This is a genomic window from Rhizobium aureum, from assembly GCF_030182495.1.
GTDB lineage: Bacteria > Pseudomonadota > Alphaproteobacteria > Rhizobiales > Rhizobiaceae > Rhizobium > Rhizobium tropici_C.
In genome coordinates this window covers 215,501-237,983 of the sequence record NZ_JAQJCI010000003.1, presented here as the reverse complement: position 1 = coordinate 237,983, position 22,483 = coordinate 215,501, and the positions used below count along the sequence as shown (strand labels likewise).

Annotated in this window: 20 protein-coding genes; 11 read left to right on the top strand and 9 right to left on the bottom strand. The window is 61.7% G+C overall.

Annotated elements, in window-relative coordinates:
- Window positions 1-20: 20 nt before the first annotated feature.
- From PH552_RS09870 to PH552_RS09860, 3 genes are all read right to left on the bottom strand, one after another.
- A complete protein-coding gene (locus tag PH552_RS09870) occupies window positions 21-1,397 on the bottom strand; it encodes a sensor histidine kinase (protein WP_112341457.1) in 1,377 nt (458 codons plus the stop codon).
- Entirely contained in the window at window positions 1,394-2,050 is a 657-nt protein-coding gene (locus tag PH552_RS09865; RefSeq protein ID WP_112341725.1) for a response regulator transcription factor, read from the bottom strand. Before PH552_RS09865 ends, PH552_RS09870 begins: the two co-directional genes overlap by 4 nt.
- A 170-nt stretch (window positions 2,051-2,220) precedes the next feature.
- Complete coding sequence (locus PH552_RS09860; protein WP_113249650.1) at window positions 2,221-3,078, bottom strand: LysR family transcriptional regulator; 858 nt, start codon at window positions 3,076-3,078, stop codon at window positions 2,221-2,223.
- 105 nt (window positions 3,079-3,183) lie between these two features.
- On the opposite strand from PH552_RS09860, the gene PH552_RS09855 reads away from it, so the two are divergent.
- Complete coding sequence (locus PH552_RS09855; RefSeq protein WP_113249696.1) at window positions 3,184-3,612, top strand: VOC family protein; 429 nt, start codon at window positions 3,184-3,186, stop codon at window positions 3,610-3,612.
- Window positions 3,613-3,683: 71 nt separating this feature from the next.
- Here PH552_RS09855 and PH552_RS09850 read toward each other — a convergent pair whose 3' ends face one another.
- A complete protein-coding gene (locus PH552_RS09850) occupies window positions 3,684-5,135 on the bottom strand; it encodes an aminotransferase-like domain-containing protein (protein WP_285165908.1) in 1,452 nt (483 codons plus the stop codon).
- A 109-nt stretch (window positions 5,136-5,244) separates the two neighbouring features.
- Between PH552_RS09850 and PH552_RS09845 the strand changes: the two genes are divergently transcribed.
- From PH552_RS09845 to PH552_RS09830, 4 genes are all read left to right on the top strand, one after another.
- Complete coding sequence (locus tag PH552_RS09845; protein WP_112341460.1) at window positions 5,245-6,108, top strand: DMT family transporter; 864 nt, start codon at window positions 5,245-5,247, stop codon at window positions 6,106-6,108.
- An 85-nt stretch (window positions 6,109-6,193) separates the two neighbouring features.
- Entirely contained in the window at window positions 6,194-6,658 is a 465-nt protein-coding gene (locus tag PH552_RS09840; RefSeq protein ID WP_113249652.1) for a nuclear transport factor 2 family protein, read from the top strand.
- 1 nt (window position 6,659) lies between these two features.
- Window positions 6,660-7,223 carry a TetR/AcrR family transcriptional regulator gene (locus tag PH552_RS09835; RefSeq protein ID WP_113249653.1) on the top strand — a complete coding sequence of 188 codons (564 nt, stop codon included), beginning with the start codon at window positions 6,660-6,662 and terminating at the stop codon, window positions 7,221-7,223.
- 249 nt (window positions 7,224-7,472) lie between these two features.
- A complete protein-coding gene (locus PH552_RS09830; RefSeq protein WP_112341463.1) occupies window positions 7,473-8,789 on the top strand; it encodes a glucoamylase family protein in 1,317 nt (438 codons plus the stop codon).
- A 72-nt stretch (window positions 8,790-8,861) separates the two neighbouring features.
- On the opposite strand, the gene PH552_RS09825 is transcribed toward PH552_RS09830, so the two are convergent.
- The 3 genes from PH552_RS09825 to PH552_RS09815 form a co-directional block, all read right to left on the bottom strand.
- Window positions 8,862-9,851, bottom strand: a complete 990-nt coding sequence (locus PH552_RS09825; RefSeq protein WP_113249654.1) for an Ldh family oxidoreductase — start codon at window positions 9,849-9,851, stop codon at window positions 8,862-8,864.
- A gap of 84 nt (window positions 9,852-9,935) precedes the next feature.
- Window positions 9,936-11,471, bottom strand: coding sequence for an L-piperidine-6-carboxylate dehydrogenase (gene amaB / locus PH552_RS09820; RefSeq protein WP_113249655.1), 1,536 nt, complete (start codon window positions 11,469-11,471; stop codon window positions 9,936-9,938).
- A gap of 145 nt (window positions 11,472-11,616) precedes the next feature.
- Window positions 11,617-12,900, bottom strand: a complete 1,284-nt coding sequence (locus tag PH552_RS09815; RefSeq protein ID WP_113249656.1) for an NAD(P)/FAD-dependent oxidoreductase — start codon at window positions 12,898-12,900, stop codon at window positions 11,617-11,619.
- Window positions 12,901-13,107: 207 nt separating this feature from the next.
- On the opposite strand from PH552_RS09815, the gene PH552_RS09810 reads away from it, so the two are divergent.
- Both PH552_RS09810 and PH552_RS09805 read left to right on the top strand, forming a co-directional pair.
- Entirely contained in the window at window positions 13,108-13,344 is a 237-nt protein-coding gene (locus tag PH552_RS09810) for an Lrp/AsnC ligand binding domain-containing protein (protein WP_015341532.1), read from the top strand.
- A gap of 240 nt (window positions 13,345-13,584) precedes the next feature.
- A complete protein-coding gene (locus PH552_RS09805) occupies window positions 13,585-14,787 on the top strand; it encodes a glycosyltransferase family 4 protein (RefSeq protein WP_112341467.1) in 1,203 nt (400 codons plus the stop codon).
- Here PH552_RS09805 and PH552_RS09800 read toward each other — a convergent pair.
- Window positions 14,754-15,608, bottom strand: coding sequence for a glycosyltransferase family 2 protein (locus PH552_RS09800; RefSeq protein WP_112341468.1), 855 nt, complete (start codon window positions 15,606-15,608; stop codon window positions 14,754-14,756). The two genes, PH552_RS09805 and PH552_RS09800, sit on opposite strands and share 34 nt — an antisense overlap.
- A 187-nt stretch (window positions 15,609-15,795) precedes the next feature.
- Between PH552_RS09800 and PH552_RS09795 the strand changes: the two genes are divergently transcribed.
- The 4 genes from PH552_RS09795 (at window position 15,796) to PH552_RS09780 (ending at window position 21,245) form a co-directional block, all read left to right on the top strand.
- A complete protein-coding gene (locus tag PH552_RS09795) occupies window positions 15,796-17,310 on the top strand; it encodes a lipopolysaccharide biosynthesis protein (RefSeq protein WP_113249657.1) in 1,515 nt (504 codons plus the stop codon).
- Between the two features lie 10 nt (window positions 17,311-17,320).
- A complete protein-coding gene (locus PH552_RS09790) occupies window positions 17,321-19,111 on the top strand; it encodes an alpha/beta fold hydrolase (protein WP_285165906.1) in 1,791 nt (596 codons plus the stop codon).
- Window positions 19,112-19,174: 63 nt separating this feature from the next.
- Complete coding sequence (locus PH552_RS09785; protein ID WP_112341471.1) at window positions 19,175-19,843, top strand: response regulator; 669 nt, start codon at window positions 19,175-19,177, stop codon at window positions 19,841-19,843.
- A complete protein-coding gene (locus PH552_RS09780) occupies window positions 19,833-21,245 on the top strand; it encodes a sensor histidine kinase (protein WP_112341472.1) in 1,413 nt (470 codons plus the stop codon). Before PH552_RS09785 ends, PH552_RS09780 begins: the two co-directional genes overlap by 11 nt.
- Before the next feature lie 345 nt (window positions 21,246-21,590).
- Here PH552_RS09780 and PH552_RS09775 read toward each other — a convergent pair whose 3' ends face one another.
- Complete coding sequence (locus tag PH552_RS09775; RefSeq protein WP_113249659.1) at window positions 21,591-22,472, bottom strand: ABC transporter permease; 882 nt, start codon at window positions 22,470-22,472, stop codon at window positions 21,591-21,593.
- Window positions 22,473-22,483 lie beyond the last annotated feature (11 nt).

The window sequence follows — 22,483 nt, the reverse complement described above, 5'->3', positions numbered from 1 at the left end:
AACCGGGGTTGTGTTGGCTTTTAGCTCAAGGGCAATCTTAGATCGACCTGAAGGCCATTTCCCCAACGCGGCGTGGAAAGCTCCACGGCGGCCGCAAGGCGGTCGGCGGTATCCGCGACAATCGCAAGGCCGAGTCCTGCCCCTTCCGTATGAAGCGTGTTGAGGCGATAGAAGCGCTGGAACACCGCCTCCCTCTCATGGGGTGGAATGCCAGGTCCGCTGTCGCTGATCGAGATGCGGCCGAAGCTTTCCTCCGACGAAATCGAAACTCTGATCTCACCGCCGACCGGCGTATACTTGATGGCATTATCAAGCAGATTCGTCACCATCATGCGCATCAGCGATTCATCTGTCCTGATCTGGATCTTTTCGTCGCCTTCCAACACCACGTCGAGGTCGCGATCGGTGATGATATTGCCGAATTCGGCGATCAGCGACGCGACCCAATGATAAAGCGTCACGGAGGTCAGATTAAGGGGATGATGGCTGACCCTGGCAAGCCGCAGCAACTGCTCGATCAGGTGGATGGTGCGGTTGTTGCTGGCGACGAGATCCGAAATGATCGCCTGCCGTTCATGGTCGCTATCGCTGTTTTCGAGCATGCGCAGCAGAAGCTTCACGCTTGCCTGCGGGGTGCGCAGCTGATGTGCGGCAAGATCGGAAAAACGGCGCTCCAGTGTCAGCGACTGGCCGAGTTTTTCCAATAGCTGGTTGATCGAGCGGCCGAGCGGCAGCAGATCGCGCGGCAGGCCTTCCACGGGAATGGCCGAGAGATCGTCCGGCGACCGCGTGCGGATCTGCCGCACCAGGCCGTGAATCGTGCGCAGGCCGCTATTGATGCCGAGCCAGATGAGAAAGCCGATGACAGGCACCAGCATCAGCAGCGGAAAGAAAAGATTTAGCAGGATGTTGGAGACGAGCGTTTCGCGAAGCGCGATCTTCTCGCCAAGCTCGATAACGATGGTGGTGTTCGGGATCGGCAGCGAATAGACGCGCCATTCGTCGCCGCCATAGGTCAGGGTCGTAAATCCCACCTTCTGCTGCGGAACATCGGACAGGAAGGCCGTGCTGCTGTAGAAGCGGATCTTGCCGTCGACCCAGGCGCGGAACATATGTGCATCGGCATAATCGTCGGCGTCTTCGTTGAAAGCCAGCTGATTGTCCATGTTGAAGTCGATATCGTCGATCTGCTTGGCACTATGGTCCGGATTCTTCTCCAGCGGCCGGCGCAGCAGGCTCCAGATCACATTGGCATCATCGATCAGCTGGGCATCGTAGATATTGTTGATTTCCCGCGTCGCGCTGTTGAAGGCGAAGGCGGCGATCACGACGATCGTCACCACGACGACAGGCGCGATGCGCAGGAACAGTTTGCGGGTCAGCGTGGAATTGTTCATCGCTCGATCATGTAGCCGACGCCGCGGATCGACTTGATGAAATCGGTGCCGAGTTTCTTACGCAGATTGTAGATTGTCACTTCGATTGTGTTGCTCTCGACAGTATTTTCGGCATCGTAAAGCGCATATTCGATGTCATTCTTCGTCACGTAGCGGCCGCTGCGCTCCATCAGCAGCTTCAGCAGATGGAATTCCTTCGCCGTGGTATGCACCTGAACACTGCCCTTGCGGGCGACCATGGCGGACGGATCGACCTCGACCTCGCCGCAGCGAATGACGCTCTCGGTGCGTCCGTCCCGCCGACGGATGAGCGCGCGCAGCCGCGCCAGCAGCTCATCGAGATCGAAGGGCTTCACCAGATAATCATCGGCGCCTTCATCGAGACCTTCGACCTTCTGGCGTACGGAATCCATCGCCGTCAGCAAAAGCACGGGCACGGAATTTCCCCGCTGCCGGATGCGCCGCAAAACTTCCATGCCGCTCAGTTGCGGCAGATTGATATCGAGGACGATCGCCGCGAAATGCGAATTCTCCGCCGCCTCCAGACCGGATTCGCCGTCGCGCATCCAGTCGACGCCGTAGGCATGCTTTTCCAAGGCCTTCTTGAGCGATGATCCGAGGATATTGTCGTCTTCAACAAGCAGAACCCGCACGACCAACCTCACTTAGCCGAATTTATAGCCGATGTGAGCCGCAATGAAGCGGCCATGTGGCAAAGCTATGACGGATCATTTCCACCTGGCAAGAGCTGTGAGAAAAGCCCACCGGCCCGTCGGTCAACGCGCCGGCAAGCCGGAGGGACGAGACCAACCGGCCGGCAGCGTCAAAGCCGTGCATCGATCAGGCATTCGGCAAGGTGCTTTTTGGCAGGATTTCGATCGGGCGACTGCAATATCCCGATCTCGCGATAGAAGGTTTCCTCGGCGAGCGACACCATACGCACCGGCGCAGCGGTAGGCGGGCTGCCATCGACGATCGGCAGCAGCGCCACGCCCGACCCGCATGCGACGAGGGCCGACATCCCCGCTACGTCGTCGATCTCGATTGCCTCGTTGGGCTCGATCGAATGTGCCCGCAGAAACCGGTCGACCTGCCGTCCTCCGAAGGAGCCACGGTCATAACGGATGAACGGCTGTTCGCGCAGCAATATCCGCCAATCGTCGCCCTCCAGCCATTCGGGAACGGCCAGCGCATAAGGCTCACGCAGCAGCGGCTGCCATACGAGGTTCTTCGGCAGGCCGAAAGGAGGCTCGATGAGTACCGCGAGATCGAGCTCGCCTGCATCGATCAAATCGAGCAGATGAAGAGAGACGCCGGGAACGATACGAACGCGGGTGTTCCCAAACCGCTGCCGAAACGGCGCGAGCGCACGCGCCAGTATCGCCGACTGAACCGAGGCGATGGCGCCGATGCGGAGCTGGCCGCCCGATGCGTCATCGGCGGGATCGGCGATATGGTCGAACATCGCGATGATGGTCTTGGCGCGCTCGAGCGTTCTCAAGCCGGCGGCGTTCAACACTGCGGAACGGCCCGTCCGCTCGAACAGCGCTGTCCCGAGCCTTTCCTCCAGCCGTTTCATCTGGCCGCTGACCGCAGCCTGGGTAAGCCCGATCCGCTCTCCCGCGGCGGCAAATGTCCCAAAGCGGGCGACTGCGACCAAGGTTTTAAGTTCAGGAATCATGATTCATAATTTTTCCTATGTCTCAGCATCATGATATACAGTTTTTCATAGAAAAAAATGTACCTTATCCATGACTGCATCGAGTTCGCACGTCAGGAGACGATCATGAGCGCAGCACCCCTCCATCCGTTTCATCTCGCATTCCCCGTCAACGATCTTGCCGCGGCGCGTACTTTCTATGGCGGCCTTCTCGGCTGCCCCGAGGGTCGAAGCTCACCCGACTGGATCGATTTCAATTTCTACGGCCATCAGATCGTCGCCCATCTGGCGCCGGACGAAACCGGGGAAGTGGCCGCCAATGCCGTCGATGGCCACGGCGTCCCCGTCCGCCATTTCGGCGTGGTTCTGTCGATGGAGGAATGGGAGGCAGCGGCCGAGAAGCTGATGAAGGCCAACATCGATTTCGTCATCAAGCCATATATCCGCTTCCGCGGCGAGCCAGGGGAACAGGCGACCATGTTCTTCAAGGACCCCAGCGGCAACGCCATCGAGATGAAGGCCTTTGCCGACATCAACAGCTTGTTTGCCAAATAGACGCACAGCGCTCGCGATATGAGCATCCGCGGCCTTGGCATAGTGCGATGCTCATATCCTTCGCCAGTCGCCTAGACTGCGGTCGAACCAATGGCATCGACCGCCCGATCACGCATCCTCAGCTTGCCCATGGCCGCCTCCAGCACAGCGAAGATCCGTGCATCGGTCGCCTGCGCCACATTGAAGCGCATGAAACGGCCTGCTGTGTCGGAAACGCTGAAGGCATTGCCAGGCGCTAGAATAATGCCCTCGGCAAGGCAGGCGCGGGCGACATCGCCCGCATCCAGCCCTTCGGGCAGCCGGCACCAGAGAAACATGCCCGCCTGCGGCTTGAGCCAGGGCACGATGCCGATAGCCTCGAGACGTGCCGACACCTCGGCCATGGTCTTTGCAAGCCGCACGCGCAGCGCTTCGACATGCTTGCGATAGCCGCCGTCCTTCAATGCCACATAAACGAGCTCCGCCGACAATTGCCCGCAGCTGAAACTGCTTGCGACCTTGAGATCGACGAGACCGTCGATCCAGTCGGGCTTGGTGGCAATGAAGCCGCAGCGCACGGAGGCCGAGAGCGTCTTCGAAAAACTGCCGATATGAATCACCCGGTCGAGCCCGTCATAGGCGGCGAGACGCGGGGCTGGAACAGTCTCGAAATCGGCGAAGATATCGTCCTCGATGATGATCAGCCCGAAAGCATCCGCAAGCTTCAGCAGCCGATGCGCCGTCACGGGCGAAATCGCGGCGCCGGTCGGGTTATGAATGGCCGAATTGGTGATGTAGAGCCGCGGCTTATGCCGTTCGAGGGCCTGACCGAACAGCTCGATATCCGGCCCCGTGGGCGTGAATGGCACCGAGACGACATTGGCGCGGTGCGCCCGCAGCAGCGCATGGAAATTGAAATAGCAGGGATCGTCCACCAGTACGGTATCGCCGGGCTCGAGCAGAAAGCGGCAAAGGAGGTCAATCGCCTGCGTGCCGGACTCCGTCAACATAATCTGGTCCGGAGGCGCATTGATGCCATGTTCGCTAAGACGCCTGGCAAGCAGCTGCCGCAGAGGCGGCAGGCCGAGCGGCGTCCCATAATTGGCGAGCGTCCCGATATCGCCGCGCGCCAATGTCCGCATCGCGCGGCGCAAGGCCGTCTGCGGCAGCCAGGACGGGGGGAGCCAGCCGCAGCCGGGCTTCAAGACATCGTCGCTGACCTCTAGGGATTGCCGCGAGATCCACAGCGGATCGACATTGCGGTCCGATCTCGCTCCAGTCTCGGTGAGCGACAACGGCGGCAATGATCCGCAGACGTAAAAACCCGAGCCGGGGCGCGAACGGATCATACCCTCGGCAGCGAGCCGCTCATAGGCCTCGACCACGGTGGAAACCGAAACCTGCATCGTCTTGGCAAAACCGCGCACGGAGGGGAGCCGCGCACCCGGCACCAGGCTGCGGCTGGCGATCCGATCGGAAATCGCCGCCATCACCCCTTCGATCCGCGTATTTCCGCCAATGCCGGCTGTCGAGATATTATCCATCCGTACTGCACCTTCAACCATAACAGTTCGCATAAATTGTACTGTACCGTCTCTGGCTTGAGCAGGCAAATGCGCCGATACCCGCGAATATCAAGAAGGAGCATGTGCAATGGACAAGACGACGACAGGATGGATCTGCGGTTTGACGGGAGTGGTCATCTTTAGCGGCTCGCTACCGGCGACGCGGGTGGCCGTGATGGATTTCGATCCGCTGTTCCTGACCGTTGCCCGAGCCGTAATTGCCGGCCTGCTGGGTCTTGGCCTATTGCTCGCCTTTCGCGAAAAGCGCCCTAGCCGCGGCGATATCACCGCGCTTGCCATCGTTGCTCTCGGCTGCGTGGTCGGATTTCCGCTCTTGACGGCGCTGGCGCTGAAGCACGTCACCTCGGCGCATTCGATCGTCTTCATCGGCCTGCTGCCGCTGGCAACGGCAATCTTCGGCGTGCTGCGCGGCGGCGAGCGGCCACGCCCGGCCTTCTGGATCTTCTCCGCTGTCGGCAGCGCACTGGTCAGCGGCTATGCCCTGGCACAGGGCGTATCGGCCTCGCCGGTCGGAGATCTCCTGATGCTTGCAGCCGTTCTCGTCTGCGGACTTGGCTATGCCGAGGGTGCGGTGCTCTCGCGCCGGCTCGGCGGCTGGCAGGTCATCTGCTGGGCTCTCGTCCTGTCGCTGCCCGTCACCATTGCGCTCTGCCTCATGACCATGCCGCACAGCATCGACGGCATTGGCCGCCCGGCCTGGCTCGGCCTTACCTATGTCTCGCTCTTCAGCATGCTGATCGGCTTCATCTTCTGGTATCGGGGGCTCGCGCAGGGCGGCATCGCAGCCGTCGGCCAGCTGCAATTCCTCCAGCCCTTCTTCGGCTTCGCGCTTGCAGCGGCGCTGCTCAAGGAAAGCGTCAGCTGGTCGATGCTCGTTGTGACGATCGCCGTTGTCGGCTGTGTCGCCGGTGCCCGAAAATTCGCGCGCTGAACCATCGAGCCGAGCAAAGTCTTGCCGCTTGACCATCTAAACCAAACAGTCTACTAAAAACATATCGGTTTAGAAGGAGCCAATCATGTCAACCCCACTGGTCCCGCCTTTCACCCGCGAAACCGCCATCGCCAAGGTCCGCATGGCCGAAGACGGCTGGAACAGCCGTGATCCGGAGCGCGTCTCCAAAGTCTATACGGAAGACAGCCAATGGCGGAACCGCGCCGAATTTCCGCGCGGCCGCAAGGAGATCGTCGAGTTCCTGACGCGCAAATGGGCAAAAGAACTCGACTATCGGTTGATCAAGGAACTCTGGGCCTTCGAGGGTAATCACATCGCCGTGCGCTTTGCCTATGAATGGCATGACGACAGCGGCCACTGGTTCCGCTCCTACGGTAACGAGAATTGGGAATTCGATGCCGACGGCTTGATGCAGCGCCGTTTTGCTTCCATCAACGACATGCCGATCAGGCAAGAAGACCGGAAGTTCCACTGGCCACTCGGTCGGCGGCCGGACGATCATCCGGGTCTTTCCGACCTCGGCCTTTGAGATGGTGCGTATTGTCTTCGAAAAACCCGACGCCATCGCCCTCGTCGCCGAAGTCTTTCGCGAACTCGGCTACGAAGGGGCGTCGATGAGTGAGATCACCGCCCGCACGAAACTGTCGAAAGGCAGCCTCTATCACTTCTTCCCCGGCGGCAAGGAGCAGATGGCGGCCGAGATCATGGCCCATATCGACGCCTGGTTCGTCAAGGAAATGTTCGAACCGCTCGAAGAGGGTGAGCCGCGCGCTGCCATCGGCCGCATGTGGGAGACGACGGACAGCTATTTCCGTTCCGGCCGCCGCGTCTGCCTGATCGGCGCTTTTGCATTGGATGAAACACGCGACCGTTTTTCCACCACCATCCGAGGTTATTTCCAGCGCTGGATCGAAGCGCTCGCCGGCGCTCTGCGCAAGGCGGGGCTGCCGGGCGCAGAGGCAAAAGCGCTTGCAGAAGAAGCCGTCGTCGGCATTCAGGGCGCATTGACACTTGCTAGGGCACTTGGCGATGAGACGATTTTCGGCAGGTCCCTTGCGCGGCTGAAGCAAAGACTGGAAACTGCAACCGATTAGCCCGTTCGGCCGATGCGAATCGCCGGCGGCCGCCCCGGCGGCACCAACGGGGTGATTCGTTTGCCTCGACGACGGAAAGTCGCCGAAACCGAACTTCGGAATCGCGGGAGTGTGGACAACCGGCATCATAAGGCCCTGATCTTAAACAATCCTCCATAAATGCATGGCAATATTAACCATGTTTGATTTGCAACTATCCAGGCTCCTGTGCTCAGCAGGGAACGGGAGCGCCGAGGAGACGGATAGAAGATGCTGCAACAGGTACACGACATCGACGATGCGCTGATCGATCAACTGCAACGTTCGGCGTTCGACTATTTCATGCTCTACACCAATCCGGAAAACGGACTGGTGGCGGATACCTCCATCAAGACGAGCCATTGCAGCATCGCCGCAGTCGGCTTTGCGCTATCGAGCTATCCGGTAGCTGTCGAGCGCGGCTGGATCAGCCGCGCCGATGCGGCCAAACGGGTGCTGGCCGCTCTGGATTTCTTCGCCAATAGCGATCAGGGCACCGAGCGTGGCGCGACCGGCCATCGCGGCTTCTACTATCACTTCCTCTATATGGAGACCGGCAACCGCGCCTGGAACAGCGAGCTTTCGACCATCGATACCGGTCTGTTGCTACTCGGCGTCCTGACGGCTGCCGCCTATTTCAATGGTGCCAACCAGGCCGAACGCGATATCCGCAAGCAGGCGAAATTCCTTTACGAACGGTGCGACTGGCACTGGGCGCTGAACAAGGGCCAGACCATCAGCATGGGCTGGAAGCCCGCAAGCGGCTTCCTGCGCTGGCGCTACCAGGGCTATGACGAGGCGATTTTCCTCTATGTGCTGGCGCTCGCCTCGCCCACGCATGCGATCCCGCCCTCGAGCTATGATGCCTTCGCCTCGACCTATACCTGGATGATGTTCAAGGACACGCCCTTCCTCTATGCGGGGCCGCTCTTCATCCACCTCTTCTCGCATGCCTGGATCGATTTCCGCGGCATCCGCGACAAGCATGTGGCCGACAAGGACACTGATTACTTCCGCAACACGCAGACGGCGATATCAGTGCAGCGCGATTACACGGAACGTAATCCCGGCCATTTTACCGGCTATACGAAGGATGTCTGGGGTCTTTCGGCCTGCGATGGTCCGAACCCCACCGGCACCAAACATAGCCTCCGCTATGCTCCAAAGGTCTTCGGCTATGCTGCGCGCGGCGCTCCGCTCGGCCCAGATGACGGCACCATCGCCCCTTGGGGACCCTTGTCCTGCCTGGCATTCGATCGTCAGGCCGCTCTCGACGGCACAAGGGCGCTGCTGTCATCCTACCCAAACCTTCTGCTCGACGGCCGTTTTCCCGGCGGCTTCAATCCGAGCGTCATGGGATCCGGCCCGGAAGGCTGGGTGGACGACCGTTCGGTCGCCATCGACCAGGGCCTGCTGGTCATGATGATCGAAAACGCCCGCACGGGCATGATCTGGGACCTGATGCGAAAATCGCCGATTCTCCGCCGCGGCCTGGAACGCGCCGGCTTCACCGGCGGATGGCTTGATGAAAAGCCGGCCGTCGCGTGATCTGTAAATCGTGAGCGGCCGTGTTTGAAAGCGCGGCAAATACACACTCATCTGACCTGCGCCTTTGACACCTCAAAGCCTCTCGATCGCCGCAATCACTTCATCCTCGACGATAATCCCCTCCGTCAGCGCGAGGCGCCGTGACGTCTGTCCGCGCCGGCCCGGCAGGCGGACATTGGGATCCCGCGTGATCTCGCTTGCCAGCAGTGCCAAGCGCCGCGCCGTATCGGCGGCACTCATCGCTGCCGGGTTGATCGCAATGATTGTGTGGCCAAGTGCCGGCGGCGCGCCCTTGTCGTCGAAGAGCGAGGAAGACTCGAAGGCATAATTGGCGCCAGTCAGGCCCGCGGCCAGGATTTCGACCATGAGAGCCAGCGCCGCACCCTTTGAATCGCCGGCGGGAACCATCGTGCCGGCCAGAGCCTCCTCGGCGTTTGTCGTCGGCCTTCCCTCGCGGTCGAAAGCCCAGTCGGCGGGGATCGAAGCGCCTTGCTGCCGCGCCGCCATCACCTTGCCGCGTGCCACTTTCGAAAGAGCCAGATCGATCACCATCGGCTCCTCATCGGGAAGCGGCGCAGCGAAAGCGATGGGGTTGGTGCCGAAAACAGGCGTCTTTCCGCCCCAAGGCGCCATGGAAGCCGGCGCATTGGCCACCATCAGCGCCACCAGCCCCTGATCGGCAAAACGTTCCACCGTCAGACCCATGACGCCGGCATGATGGGAACGGCTGATGGCGGCAAGCGCGATACCCTGCTCGCGGGCGACAGCCGAAAGCTCGGCAACTGCAAGGTCGAGCGCCGGATAGGCATAGCCGTTGCCGGCATCGATGCGCAGCACGGCAGGAAAGGGCCGGCTCAGCTGCGGCGAGGCAAAACCATCGACCTTGCCGACCTTGGCCTGTCCGGCATAGGCGGACACGCGGCGCAAGCCGTGACCACCCTGCCCTGCCGCTTCCGCCTCGACGAGTGCGACCGCCACCGAGCGGGCATTCGCATCACTCACCTTGCTTCGCTGCAGCGCCTCCACGACCAGCGTTTCGGCTTCGGCGAGCGACAGGTGCATGAGAAAAGATCCTGAACAACATGAGGCAGATAAAGACCTTCTACGCCCTCATCTGCCCTATCGCAATGCAGCAAGGCTCTCGCACTACGCCACGTCGAACTTGACGCCCTGGGCAAGCGGCAGGGTACGGCCGTAATTGATCGTGTTGGTCGCCCGGCGCATATAGGCTTTCCAGGCATCCGAACCGGATTCGCGGCCGCCCCCGGTTTCCTTCTCGCCGCCGAATGCGCCACCGATCTCGGCGCCGGAGGGACCGAGATTGACGTTGGCGATGCCGCAATCCGAACCGCGCGCGGACACGAAGGTCTCAGCTTCGCGCATGTCATTGGTGAAGATCGACGACGACAGGCCTTGCGGCACGGCATTATGCAGCGCCAGCGCCTTATCGAAATCACTGTACCTCATCACATAGAGGATCGGCGCGAAGGTTTCCTGCTCGACTGGGCCGGTCTGCTCCGGCATTTCGACGAGAGCAGGACGGACATAGAAGGCGTCAGCCGAGCCATTTTCGACGCGCTCGCCGCCCGTCACCGTGCCGCCGGCCGCCTTCGCAGCCGCAAGCGCTTCCTGCATGCGGTCGAAGGCCTGTTTGTCGATCAGCGGGCCAACCAGAGTACCGGCTTCAAGCGGATTGCCGATCGTCACCGAACCATAGGCCTTCTGCAGGCGCGGAATGAGCTGGTCATAGACGCTGTCATGAACGAAAAGCCGACGTAGCGTCGTGCAGCGCTGGCCGGCCGTGCCCATGGCGGAAAAGGCAACGCCACGCAGGGTGAGATCTAGATCGGCCGTCGGGCAGACGATGGCGGCATTGTTGCCGCCGAGCTCGAGGATGGCGCGGGCGAAGCGGCCGGCAAGACGCGGGCCGACCGCTCGGCCCATTGCCGTCGATCCGGTTGCCGAAACCAACGGCACTTGGCGATGATCGACCAGCAACTCGCCAAGATCGCGGCCGCCGATCAGCAGCGTCGAAAGATTGGCCGGCGCTTGGCCGCCTTCGGCAATGTAGCGCTTCAAGGCCTTTTCGAACAGCGCCTGCACGGCAAGCGCCGTCAGCGGCGTCTTCTCCGACGGTTTCCAGATGGTGGAATTGCCGCAGACGATGGCAAGTGCTGCATTCCACGACCAGACGGCAACGGGGAAGTTGAAGGCCGAGATGATGCCGATCGCCCCCAGCGGATGCCAGCTTTCCATCATCCGGTGCTCGGAGCGCTCCGTGGCGATGGTGAGGCCATAAAGCTGGCGCGAGAGTCCCACAGCGAAATCGCAGATATCGATCATCTCCTGCACTTCGCCGAGGCCCTCGGAGGTGATCTTGCCCACTTCAATGGAAACGAGACGGCCAAGGGCCATCTTGCCGGCGCGCAGCTCCTCACCAAGCAGGCGGATCAGCTCGCCGCGCTTCGGCGCCGGCACGTTGCGCCAGGACAGAAACGCCTCGTGCGCCAACGCGATCGCAGCCTTCGCCTCATCCGTCGAATGCTCCTTCAGCCGGCCGATTTCGGCGCCGGTCACAGGAGACGTGACGGCAAGCGTTCCGCCGGTATAGCGATCGGCCGACACACCGATTTCAGTCAGAATGGCCTTGGTTTCGGCAGCAAGATCCGATGTCGCGCTCATCTTGTTTCCTCTTCCCGTAACCCTCGTTCCCGGAATTGCCCTAGAGCCGGATGATTTCAGGTCGAGTCGACCTAAAATCTGAATCCGCTCTAGAATCAGAGTGTGATGTCGTCCGAAAACCGCCTACACTTTTCGGCATCACGCTCTAGACTCTGGCCCCGACGAAATGCGCGGCCTGAGCACCGGCCTCGTACCACATTTCCTTTGCCGCCCTGAAGCTCGGCTCGACGATATCGGTCACCGGCAGCGGCAGATCGGCCTCGGAAATCTGCCCAAGAATATGGCCGGCGAGCACCTTGCCGAACACGGTGCCGGGCGCGATGCCGCGGCCATTGTAGCCGGAGAAGCCGACAACGTTCTGATCCAGCTTATGGAAACGCGGCAGCGCATTGTCGGTCATGCCGATCTTGCCATACCATTCGCATTCGAAGGGAATATCGCCCAACTGCGGAAAGAGCTTTCTGATCGAGCGCCGAGCCCAGTTCTTGTGAATGGCGAGACCGGTGTTGCGCAGCGCCCCGACGCTGCCGAAGACGAGCCGGCCGGCCTGATCCATGCGGAAGGACGAGAGCACTTCCTTCGTATCCCAGGCCCCCTCGCGCCCCGGCAGCACGGACTTGCGCAAGTTGTCGCCAAGCGGCACGGTGGCGAAATTGAAATAGGGCAGGTGCACCTGCTCGTTCCGAACCTTTTCCCAGGGGCCAGTGCTATAGGCGTCCGTCGCCACCACGATGCAGTCGGCGCTCACCTTGCCGCGCTCGGTCGAAACCACCCATTTCGCACCGCTTCTTTCCGTCGATGTCACGCGGCTGCCGGTGTGGATTGTAACGCCCGCTTTCACTACGACATGGGCAAGGCCGCGCGCATAGGCAAGCGGCTGCAGCGTACCGGCGCGCATGTCGAGCAGCGCTCCGGCATAGGCCGAGCTGCCGACCCGACGCTCCGTCTCGCGCGCATCGAGCACCGTGACCGGCGCACCGCGCTTTTCCCATTGCCGGGCGCGCTCCTCGATTTCCTTCAACCCTTCGGGACCGACGGCGCAATGCAGCGTACCGTTGCGCTCGAGTTCGCAGGCGATGCCATGCTTGTCGATCAGCTCCATGACCAGTTTTGGGCCATTGCCGAGCAGATCGAGAAGCCGTTCGCCATGGACGGCACCGAGTTCACCCGGCAGATCATCCGGCATCACCCACATGCCGGCATTAATGAGGCCAACATTGCGGCCGGCGCCGCCGAAGCCGATTTCATTGGCTTCCAGCAGCACGACATTCGTGCCGGCCTCGGCCAGATGCAGCGCCGTCGAAAGACCGGTATAGCCACCGCCAACCACCACGACATCGGCGGACACTTCACCCGAAAGCGGCTTTGTTGCCGGCGGTGGCGGGGCGGTCTTTTCCCAAAGACCATGGGAGCGTGGGTCATTCAGCATGAAATCGGTCCAATCGAGAGAGCTAATGGCGCCAATCTAGCGCCATGCTCGAAATTGCGGAAGCGGCAAGAGCGACATCCGATGGACATGGCATGATGCCAAAAAATCATCGGCTCTGGAGAAAAACTTGCATGGCGGCGGCGCTTTCGACCATGATAGAGAAAAGCCGGCCGCTATGGCGGCGGCAGACAGAAGCAGGACATTCTCATGAAGCCCATTTTCGTTCAGCTCCAATGCGCCCCTGGCAAGACCTATGAGGTCGCCGATGCGATCTACCAGACGGAGCTGGTTTCGGAACTGTATTCCACTAGCGGCGACTACGATCTGCTGATGAAGGTCTACATTGCCGAAGAGCAGGATATCGGCAAGTTCATCAACGACCACATCGCCAATATCCCCGGCATCGTCCGCTCGCTGACGACGCTGACCTTCCGAGCGTTCTGAGACATCTGGATTTCGGGTCGGTACTTATTGTGATTCGGGCTGTTTTCAAAAAACGCCCCTCACCCCCCCTGCCAGACGCCTCACCATTAACCCTCTTGCCCGAAACATGACGCACGCCAACCGGCGATTAAGCCTTTTTTAACCGACCCGATGATCTGTTTTGCCGACTGATCAACGGGCGGCGTGCTGCAGCGCCGGATTGCCGGTGCATAGCGCGGCATAGGGGTCGAGGGTGGATCGATGACATCGGCTGTTGCGGATATTCAGGCAAACAAGCAGGCCGGGCCGCTGATCGTGCATGTCGTGCGCCAGTTCCTGCCGAACAAGGGCGGCCTGGAAGATGTCGTTGCCAATCTCTGCCGCCAGCTGGTTTCCCGCGGCTATCGCGTGCGCGTCGTTACCTGCAACAGCCTGTTTTCCGATCCCGGCCGGGAACTTGCCGAAAGCGAAACCATCGATGGCATCGAGATCGTGCGCATCCCCTGGTCCGGCTCCAGCCGCTATCCGCTCGCGCCAAAGGTCTTCCGCCATCTGGCCGATGCCGACCTCGTTCATGTTCACGCCGTCGATTTCTTCTTCGATGCACTCGCCTGGGGCAAACTGATGCATGGGCGTCCCATGGTCGCCACCACGCATGGCGGTTTCTTCCACACGCAGAAATATGCCGCGATCAAGAAGGTCTGGTTCAATACGGCAACACGGCTTTCGGCTCTCGGCTACAACTATCTGATCTGTTGCAGCCAGTCCGACGCGCGGCTCTTTTCACAGATCGCCGACAGCCGCGTGCGCCTGATCGAAAACGGCGCCGATGTCAGCAAGTTCTCCAACTGCGCTGCCCTGGAGGCCCGCCGCCGCATCGTCACCATCGGCCGCTTCTCGGTCAACAAGCGGCTCGACCACCTGCTCGATGTCATGACGGTGCTGGCCGCCCGCGACGCAGAGTGGCATCTCGATATCATCGGCGCCGAATCGGATCTCGATCGCGCGACGCTGGAAAAGGAAATCGCCGCCCGCGACCTCGAACGCAATGTCGCGCTGCATGTCTCGATCGACGACGGCTCTATCCGCAATATTATCGCACGCGCCTCGCTCTTTACCTCGGCCTCTGAATATGAAGGCTTCGGCCTGGTGGCGATCGAGGCCATGAGCGCTGGCCTGCTGCCGGTGCTGAACGCCAACGAGGCCTACAAGGCGATGGCGGAGACGCATCCTGCCCTGATGCTGTCGGATTTCTCCGATCCGGAAGTGGCCGCCGATACCCTGACCGCAGCGTTCGAGCGCCTGGAGGCTGACGACCTGACCTTGCGGCAGGAGCTGCTGCGCGATGCCCGCGCTTACGCGTGGGACGAAGTGGCCCAGCGCTACATGGATGTCTATGCCGAAACCCTAACCCCGAAGGGCAAGTCGCCTCAGTTCCTGCGCCACCGTGGCCAGGTGGCATAACCTTCCAGAATGCCCATCAGCCAGGCCCGCTTGTAGCGGGCGGCATCGCGGTTGAAGCGCACCAGTGCCGCCAGCCAGCCGGCAACCGGCCGCAGCAGACGATAACAGACATAGGGGAGGGGAAAGGCCTGCTTGCGCATCAGCGCGCCGAAGCCGCGCCCATATTTGCGTGCCCGCTCCACCTGCCGCGGGCCATATTCGCTGGTGACCTGATCGTGATGGACGATGAGGTCGGGAAAGAACATCGCTCGTCTGCCGGCAGCAAGGGCGCGCAGCAGAAAATCCGCCTCTTCGCCGCTCTGGAACGGTGATTCCGAACCGACGCCGAGATCCTCGTCGAAGCCACCGATATCGGTTAATGCGGCGCGGCACACGAAGATGCCGTTGGAATTGCCGCATTTCAGATAATTCCAGCGCGTCAGCGCCAACCGCCTCTCGCCCGTCGGGCTGACCGAGGCGAGACCTTCGGCATCAAGCGTGCGTCCCGTGACGATCGCGAGGTCCGGATGGGCTGAAAACAGCGCCGCAGCCGTCGAAAGCGTATCAGACTCGTACCAGCAATCGTCGTCGGGAAAGCAGACGTAATCGCCCTCCGCGACCGCCATGCCGTTGTTGCGTGCCCGCGAAAGTCCCTTCGGCGAACGGACGTGCCGAATGAGGAAAGAGGAGGAAAAGCGGTGGATGAGCTCGTGCAGCCGGTCGTCGAGGTTCTGATCGACGACGACGACCTCGAAATCGCGGTGACGCTGTTCGACAAGCGAGCGGAACAGCCGCTCCAGCTGATCGAACCGATCGATCGTGCAGACGATGAGGCTGAACAATGAAACCCTCCGGACAAGCCCCAGGCGGCCAACATCAGAAGGAATGAATATTAGCCGAAGTAAAAAATGAACTTAGCGCAGCATTAAACCCTAAATATTAAGGCATATGAAATAGAGCTGACGGTATCCCCACGAAGAGCCGGATATATGCGGTTAGTTCCGGCAATTTGAGGAACGGTCTATCTTCATGACCAAGGGCATAATGGCAAATTCGGTGTTGAACGCGGCGGCGGGATTGACCCTGCTCGCGACCGGTTTTGCCTGTTCGATCATCGCGGCCCGCCTGCTCGGCCCGGAAGCCAACGGTGTGATCGCCTTTTCCCTGTGGCTGACGACAACCGGCGCGCTGATCGCCGAGCTTGGCGCCGGCGTCACGCTGCTGCGCATCCTGCCGCAGTTGAAGGGGAACGGCTATTCGGCTGAAGAACGGCGTGGCTTTGCCGCCTATCTCCTGCAGCCGACGATCCTCGCAACCGTGATCCTGCTTGCCGGCTATGCCGCCTATTACTGGGATGCGGAGCGGCTGCATTGGGCGGGCGATGCATCTGAAGTCATTGCCATAACAGGCGTGTTCTTCGTACTTCAGTCTCTCGGCGCCTACAGCAAGAACTATCTGATCGGCGAGCAGCAGGTCGGCGCCTTCCTGCGCATCACCGTGGCAAGTTCGGTGCTGCAGCTTGCGACCGTCCTCGTGGGCGCCATTGTCTTCGGCGTCAGCGGCGCGCTTGCCGGCTATGCGATCGGCCAGCTGCCTATGTTTATCGCGACACTCCGGATCGCGATTGCCCGCAAGAACAGCTGCGGCGTCGGCCTTTCCGCGCTCATCAGCTCATCGCTCATTCTTTCGATCGAACTCATCAACAGCTCGATCTTCCTCAACCGCATCGAGCTTTTGTTCCTGCAGCGCTACTGGGGCATCGAAGCGGTAGGCTTTTATGCCGTCGGCCTGTCGCTCGCCAATCTGGCGCTGCAGCTGCCCGTGCAACTGAGCGGCAGCCTGCTGCCCTATTACTCCGAACAGATGCATGCGCGCGCATCGGACAAGCTGCCCGTCGAGGTCTTCGCCGGCGTGGCGCGCAGCATCGCCTATATCACGCTGCCGATGAGCTTCGGCCTCGCGGCGATCGCGCCCGAGCTTGTCGTGACGATCTTTGGCCAGCCCTTCGCTCCGAGCGGCGGCATGGTTGCGTTGCTGTCGCTGACGGCGGCACCATACGTCTTTATGCAGATCTGCACGCAATATCTCTATTCGCTCGATCGCGTGCGCGAGCGCACTGTCATCGGAGTCATTGCCAGCTTTGTCATGGTCATCGGCTGCCTGGCCGCAGTGCCCTTTTACGGCGGTGAAGGGGCAGCGCTGGTGCGCTTCCTGGCCTTTACGGCCATGTGCCTTCTGATGGTGCGCCGGATGGAATTCGAAGGCTCGACGCGCGGTATGCTCATCAACCTTGCAAAAGTCACGGTTGCTGCCATTCTCTGCGCGATTGCAGCCTATGGTTTCGTTCAGGCGTTGACCGGCGTTGCGGGCCTCGCAAGCGCCATCATTGCCGGCGCCCTGGCCTACGGTGTCGCGCTCAGACTGCTGAAAGCCGTTCCAGCCGAGGATATCGAGGTCATGCAGGAGATCGCGGCGCGGCTGCCTGCCCGTGTCAATCCGATTGCCACGCAGGCTCTGGCTCTATTGGCGCCACGCCGAATGTGAGGAGACTATCATGGCTGGTTGGGGAGCCGCCGAAAAACAGGACAAGGAAGGGCAGACAAGATCAGCAGCCATCCCGGTAACCTTCGCCGGCACGGTCGGCCTGTTTACTCCGGCCGTTGCATCTTCGCGCGACACCGCCGTGCTGTTTCTCAGCCCCTGGGGTTTCGAGGAAATGTGCGTCCGCAAGTTCTGGCGCATTCTGGCGGAAGATCTCGCCGATATCGGGATATCAAGTCTTCGTTTCGACTATGCCGGCACGGGCGACGCGCTTGACATCGCCGACAAAGGCAATGGCCTGACACCGTGGCAGGAAACCGCGCTTGCCGCTGCCGCCAAACTGAGAGCGCTTTCCGGCTGCGAGCGCCTGATCCTCGTCAGCCAAGGGCTTGGCGGCACCATTGCCGCCACGCTCGCCGAACACCTGTCCAACATCGACGGCATCGCCTTCCTTGCGCCCGTCATCTCCGGCCGGGCCTATCTGCGCGAACTGACCGTCTGGTCCAAGATGATCGATGAAAGCATGGGGCTCGCCGAAGCGCAGCGCCAGACCGAAGGCGTCACGGTCGCCAGCCTGCGCATGCCCGATAGCGCCGCCGACGCAGTCAGGAAACTGAACCTGATGACGCTCGACCGGATCGCCGCGCCGAACTGCCTTGTGCTGGCGCGACCCGGCCGCCCGGGAGATGCAGACTTCGCGCGTCATCTCGAAACGCTCGGTCCTCATGTCGAACAGTCCGCCTATGAAGGCTATGACGATCTCGTATCGAACCCCACCATCGCCATCATGCCGACCGCGGCCGGCCGAAAAATCATCGCCTGGGTGCAATCGATCGCCGCCCGGCCTGGCACGGCTGCATCGGCGGGGCTCGTCTCCCCCGTTGCGGAACCCCTCGCCGGCGACGGTTTTCAGGAAACGCCGCTGCGTTTCGGCACGGGAAACCGTTTGTTCGGCATTCTCTGCGAACCCGAAGGTGCCCGCACCGGCGCAACCGCGCTGCTGCTGACGACCGCTTATGACAGACACGCCGGCTGGGGCCGGATGTCTGTCATCATGGCGCGGGCGCTCGCTCGCGATGGCATCGCGTCACTGCGCTTCGATACGGCCAATGTCGGCGACAGCCCGCCGCTTTCCGGCGCTCCCGAGCAGGTGCTCTATTCCCGCGAACAGCATCGGGATGTCGAAGAGGCATTGACCCTTCTGGAGCAGCGGAATCTGCTGCCGGCCTATATCGTGGGACGTTGCAGCGGCGGCTATCTTGCCTTCCAGGCGGCACTGCGCGATGCGCGCTGCAGCGGCCTCATCACGGTCAATCCCTACAGCTTTCATTGGGATGAGAGCCGATCGGTCGATGAGGCGCTACGCTTTGCTCCCCGTTCGCTGGAAACCTATGGGCGCAAACTCCTGCAGATGGAGACGCTGAAGCGGCTCTTCAGCGGCCAGATCGATGCGAAGAGCGCCATCCTCAACATGGCGACGGGCATCGGCCGGCGCGCAGCGCGAGCGGGCCGCCGGCTGCTTGGTGCGTTCCCCATCTTCGCTGCGGCTCAGGGACCCGTGTTGGGTGACTTCCGCACACTCGCCAAGCGCGGTGTCGATATGTCGCTGATCTACAGCGCCCACGATATCGGCCTGGATCATCTGCATGACCAGTTCGGGGAGAACGGCGCCGGCTTGAAGCACTTCCCGGACATACGCCTGACCATCATTCCGGAAGCGGACCATAACCTGACCCCGCCCTATGCGCGCAAGGTGTATCTCCGAGAGGTCAGGGAGATGGGTCTGAGGCTCGCCAACCGATGACGCACTGGCCGGAAAGCCGCCGGAAATGTTCGCCCCATCCGATACTTGCTGTATAGTTGCTTCATGAGGCTCCTGATCGTCGAAGACAATCGCGAACTGGCGTCCTGGCTCGGCAAGGCGCTGCGTCAGGCGCAATATGCCGTCGACATCGCCTATGATGGCGAGGATGCCGAGCATATGCTGAAGGTTGCCGGCTATGCCGTCGTCATTCTGGATCTGTCGCTGCCGAAGATGGATGGTTTGACGCTGCTGAAACGCCTGCGCCAGAGCGGCAATAAGGTGCCGGTCATCATTTTGACGGCCAATGCCAGCCTCGACGGGCGGGTCGCCGGGCTCGACAGCGGCGCTGACGATTATCTCGCCAAGCCTTTCGAGATCGCCGAACTCGAGGCGCGCATTCGGGCCGCCGTCCGCCGCGGCCATGACCGTGCCGCTCCCGAAATCGCCGTTGGCGATCTGCTGTTCGATGGCGGAACGCGGCAGTTCTATCTGGCCGGCGAATCCCTGGCGCTGACACCGCGCGAACATGCCGTGCTCGAACATCTCATCATGAAGGCCGGCACGACCGTCACCAAGACGACGCTGTCGGAGAGCGTCTTCGGTTTCGACGATCTCGCCGATACCAGCGCCATCGAAATCTATGTGCATCGCGTGCGCAAGAAGCTCGAAGGCAGCACGGTACAGATCGCGACACTGCGCGGCCTAGGTTATCTCCTTCGCCATGCGCAGTGAAGCCTCCCCACCGACAGGGCTCCCGGGCCGCCTCGTCGGCGCGCTGACAACAAGCCTCCGGGCGCAATTGTTCGCCTGGGTGGTGCTGACGCTGATCGGCGCGATCTGCATCAACCTTTATCTCAGTTTCCGCTCAGCGGATGCGACGGCCGATCTCGTCACCGATCGCACGCTGCTTGCCTCGGCCCGTGTGATCGCCGAGGCCGTGCATGTCGATGCCAGCGGCACGGTGCAGATCGACATTCCGCCCGCTGCCTTGGAAATGTTCGACACGGGCTATGGCGACCGCGTCTTCTATCAGGTCGTGACCGCATGGGGAAATCTCGTCGCCGGTTTCCCGGACCTGCCGCGGCCGAAGCGGGATCTGATCGGCGAAGACAGGACGTTTCGCTCCGACGGCGTCCGCGTGCTCATGTTGAGCCATCCCGTCGTCGGCCTCGATCAGGACAGCACGATCTCCGTGGCGGTCGCCGTCACGCACAACAGCCAATACGCCATGCGTCGCAGGCTGTGGCTCTCGGATTTCACCAAACAGCTCGCCCTCGTCCTTCTTGCCGGCGTCGTGACCATTATCGGCCTGCAGCGGGGCCTGGCGCCCGTACTCCGGCTGCGTGACGCGGTGCGCGCACGCGGCCGTCAGCGCCTGGATCCACTGGATCCCCATATGGTGCAGAACGAGCTTCGCCCGCTCGTCCATGCGCTGAACGATCACATGGAGCGGGTGCAGAACCAGATGGCGGCGCAACGCCGCTTCGTCTCGAACGCCGCCCATCAGCTGCGCACGCCGCTGGCGCTGATTTCGACGCAGGCGAGCGTGGCCGCGCGTGAAGCCGATACCGCGAGGCGCGACGAGGCGCTGACGGCATTGCGTTCCAGCACGCGGCAGGTGACGCGCCTTGCAAGCCAGCTTCTGACGCTTTCGCGCGCCGAGCCCGGCAGCCGCCGGCCGCGCAACGACACCATCGATCTCGCGGAAACCGCCCGGCGCGTGCTGGAAACGCTCGCCGAAGAAGCCTTGCGTCGCGACATCGATCTCGGTCTGGAAGCGGACGAAAAGCCGGTACATATCGAAGGCGACGGCACCATGCTGCGCGAGATGCTGGTTAATCTCGTCGACAATGCGCTGCGCTACACGCAGGCGGGCGGCCGCGTGACGGTCGGCGTCGGCCGCGAAGGCGATACGGCCCTGCTATGGGTCGAGGACAACGGCCCGGGCATCCCGGAGGCCGAACGCTCGCAAGTCTTCGAACGCTTCTATCGCATCATGGGCACGGAGCCGGAGGGCAGCGGCCTCGGCCTCGCCATCGTCCGCGAAGTGGTCGATGGCGCCGGCGGCTCGGTCACGCTTGGCGAAGCGACGGGCGGCGGCCTGCTGGTCCGCGTGCGGCTGCCGGCCGTTTGAGAGTGCGGACGGCGCTGATGGAGGGATAGTCCCCTCTCCCGCCCGCGCAGTAGGACAATCGCATATGGGGTGGATCAGCACGGGAAATTCCTTCGCCCCAGCGGGGAGAAGGTGGCCCGAAGGGTCGGATGAGGGGGCTGGCTGATTTGAATTCATGGATTTTCGTAGTCGTGGTGGAGGCCCCTCATCCGCCTGACGGCACCTTTCCCCGAGGGGAGAAGGAGGGCGGCGGCGACTTCAGTTCATATGCGATACCCCTGACCTGCGGTGAAAAAGCCTTCGACACGAAAAAGGCCGGGCGAAACGCCCGGCCCCTGGCCTTGGGAGGTGCCAGTAATTGGCTGCTTAATGCGTGTCGAGGCTCTGCTGCGGACGCCAGCGGGTGATGCGGTTCTCGATGAGCGTCATCACATATTCGGCGCCGAGCGTGACAATCATCACCAGGATGATCGCGGCATAGAGGCCGGCGGCATCATAGGTGCCCTTGGCGATCGAGATCAGGTAGCCGATACCGGCCAGCGACCCGACGAACTCGCCGACGATCGCGCCGATGATGGCGAAGGAGAAGGAAATGTGCAGGCTTGCAAATATCCAGCTCATCGCCGAGGGCAGGATGACGTTGCGAGTGACCCGCCAGTTCGAAGCGCCAAGAATGCGGGCATTGGCAATCATGTTACGGTCGGCTTCGCGAACGCCCTGGAAGGCATTGGCGAACACGACGAAGAATACCATGATGAAGGCGAGCGCCACCTTCGACGCCAGGCCGAGACCCATGATCATGACGAAGATCGGCGCGAGAACGACGCGCGGGATCGAATTGATGGCTTTGATGTAGATCGAGAGGATGTCGGAAGCGAGCCTGTTGCGGCCAAGGGCGACGCCGACAAGGACGCCGGTCACCGAGCCGATGATAAAGCCGATCAGCGCTTCTTCCATGGTGACGCCCAGATGGTACCAGAGCGAGCCGCTCTCGGTGCCGTCGACGATCCACTCCCAGAGGCGTAGTGCGATGCCGTAAGGGCTCGAATAGAAGAACGGATCGATCCAGTGCAGGTCGGAGGCGAGCTGCCAGAGGCCGAGGATGGCAAGCAGAATGCCGACCTGCCATGCCTTGACGACATACTTGCGACGAGCGAGCGCCTTCAGCGCTGCGGCTTCGATTTCCGCGTCCGAGGTGCCGGTGCGGAAGATCGGGGCATTGCCTGCTTCGAGAGCTGTGTTTGCCATGATCAATCCTC

Excerpts from the sequence above, each read along its gene's own strand:
- PH552_RS09870 (WP_112341457.1), bottom strand. The coding sequence starts at position 1,397 with ATGAACAATTCCACGCTGACCCGCAAACTGTTCCTGCGCATCGCGCCT.
- PH552_RS09860 (WP_113249650.1), bottom strand. The coding sequence starts at position 3,078 with ATGATTCCTGAACTTAAAACCTTGGTCGCAGTCGCCCGCTTTGGGACA.
- PH552_RS09855 (WP_113249696.1), top strand. The coding sequence starts at position 3,184 with ATGAGCGCAGCACCCCTCCATCCGTTTCATCTCGCATTCCCCGTCAAC.
- PH552_RS09850 (WP_285165908.1), bottom strand. The coding sequence starts at position 5,135 with ATGGATAATATCTCGACAGCCGGCATTGGCGGAAATACGCGGATCGAA.
- PH552_RS09845 (WP_112341460.1), top strand. The coding sequence starts at position 5,245 with ATGGACAAGACGACGACAGGATGGATCTGCGGTTTGACGGGAGTGGTC.
- PH552_RS09840 (WP_113249652.1), top strand. The coding sequence starts at position 6,194 with ATGTCAACCCCACTGGTCCCGCCTTTCACCCGCGAAACCGCCATCGCC.
- PH552_RS09835 (WP_113249653.1), top strand. The coding sequence starts at position 6,660 with ATGGTGCGTATTGTCTTCGAAAAACCCGACGCCATCGCCCTCGTCGCC.
- PH552_RS09830 (WP_112341463.1), top strand. The coding sequence starts at position 7,473 with ATGCTGCAACAGGTACACGACATCGACGATGCGCTGATCGATCAACTG.
- PH552_RS09825 (WP_113249654.1), bottom strand. The coding sequence starts at position 9,851 with ATGCACCTGTCGCTCGCCGAAGCCGAAACGCTGGTCGTGGAGGCGCTG.
- amaB (WP_113249655.1), bottom strand. The coding sequence starts at position 11,471 with ATGAGCGCGACATCGGATCTTGCTGCCGAAACCAAGGCCATTCTGACT.
- PH552_RS09815 (WP_113249656.1), bottom strand. The coding sequence starts at position 12,900 with ATGCTGAATGACCCACGCTCCCATGGTCTTTGGGAAAAGACCGCCCCG.
- PH552_RS09810 (WP_015341532.1), top strand. The coding sequence starts at position 13,108 with ATGAAGCCCATTTTCGTTCAGCTCCAATGCGCCCCTGGCAAGACCTAT.
- PH552_RS09805 (WP_112341467.1), top strand. The coding sequence starts at position 13,585 with ATGACATCGGCTGTTGCGGATATTCAGGCAAACAAGCAGGCCGGGCCG.
- PH552_RS09795 (WP_113249657.1), top strand. The coding sequence starts at position 15,796 with ATGACCAAGGGCATAATGGCAAATTCGGTGTTGAACGCGGCGGCGGGA.
- PH552_RS09790 (WP_285165906.1), top strand. The coding sequence starts at position 17,321 with ATGGCTGGTTGGGGAGCCGCCGAAAAACAGGACAAGGAAGGGCAGACA.
- PH552_RS09785 (WP_112341471.1), top strand. The coding sequence starts at position 19,175 with ATGAGGCTCCTGATCGTCGAAGACAATCGCGAACTGGCGTCCTGGCTC.
- PH552_RS09780 (WP_112341472.1), top strand. The coding sequence starts at position 19,833 with ATGCGCAGTGAAGCCTCCCCACCGACAGGGCTCCCGGGCCGCCTCGTC.
- PH552_RS09775 (WP_113249659.1), bottom strand. The coding sequence starts at position 22,472 with ATGGCAAACACAGCTCTCGAAGCAGGCAATGCCCCGATCTTCCGCACC.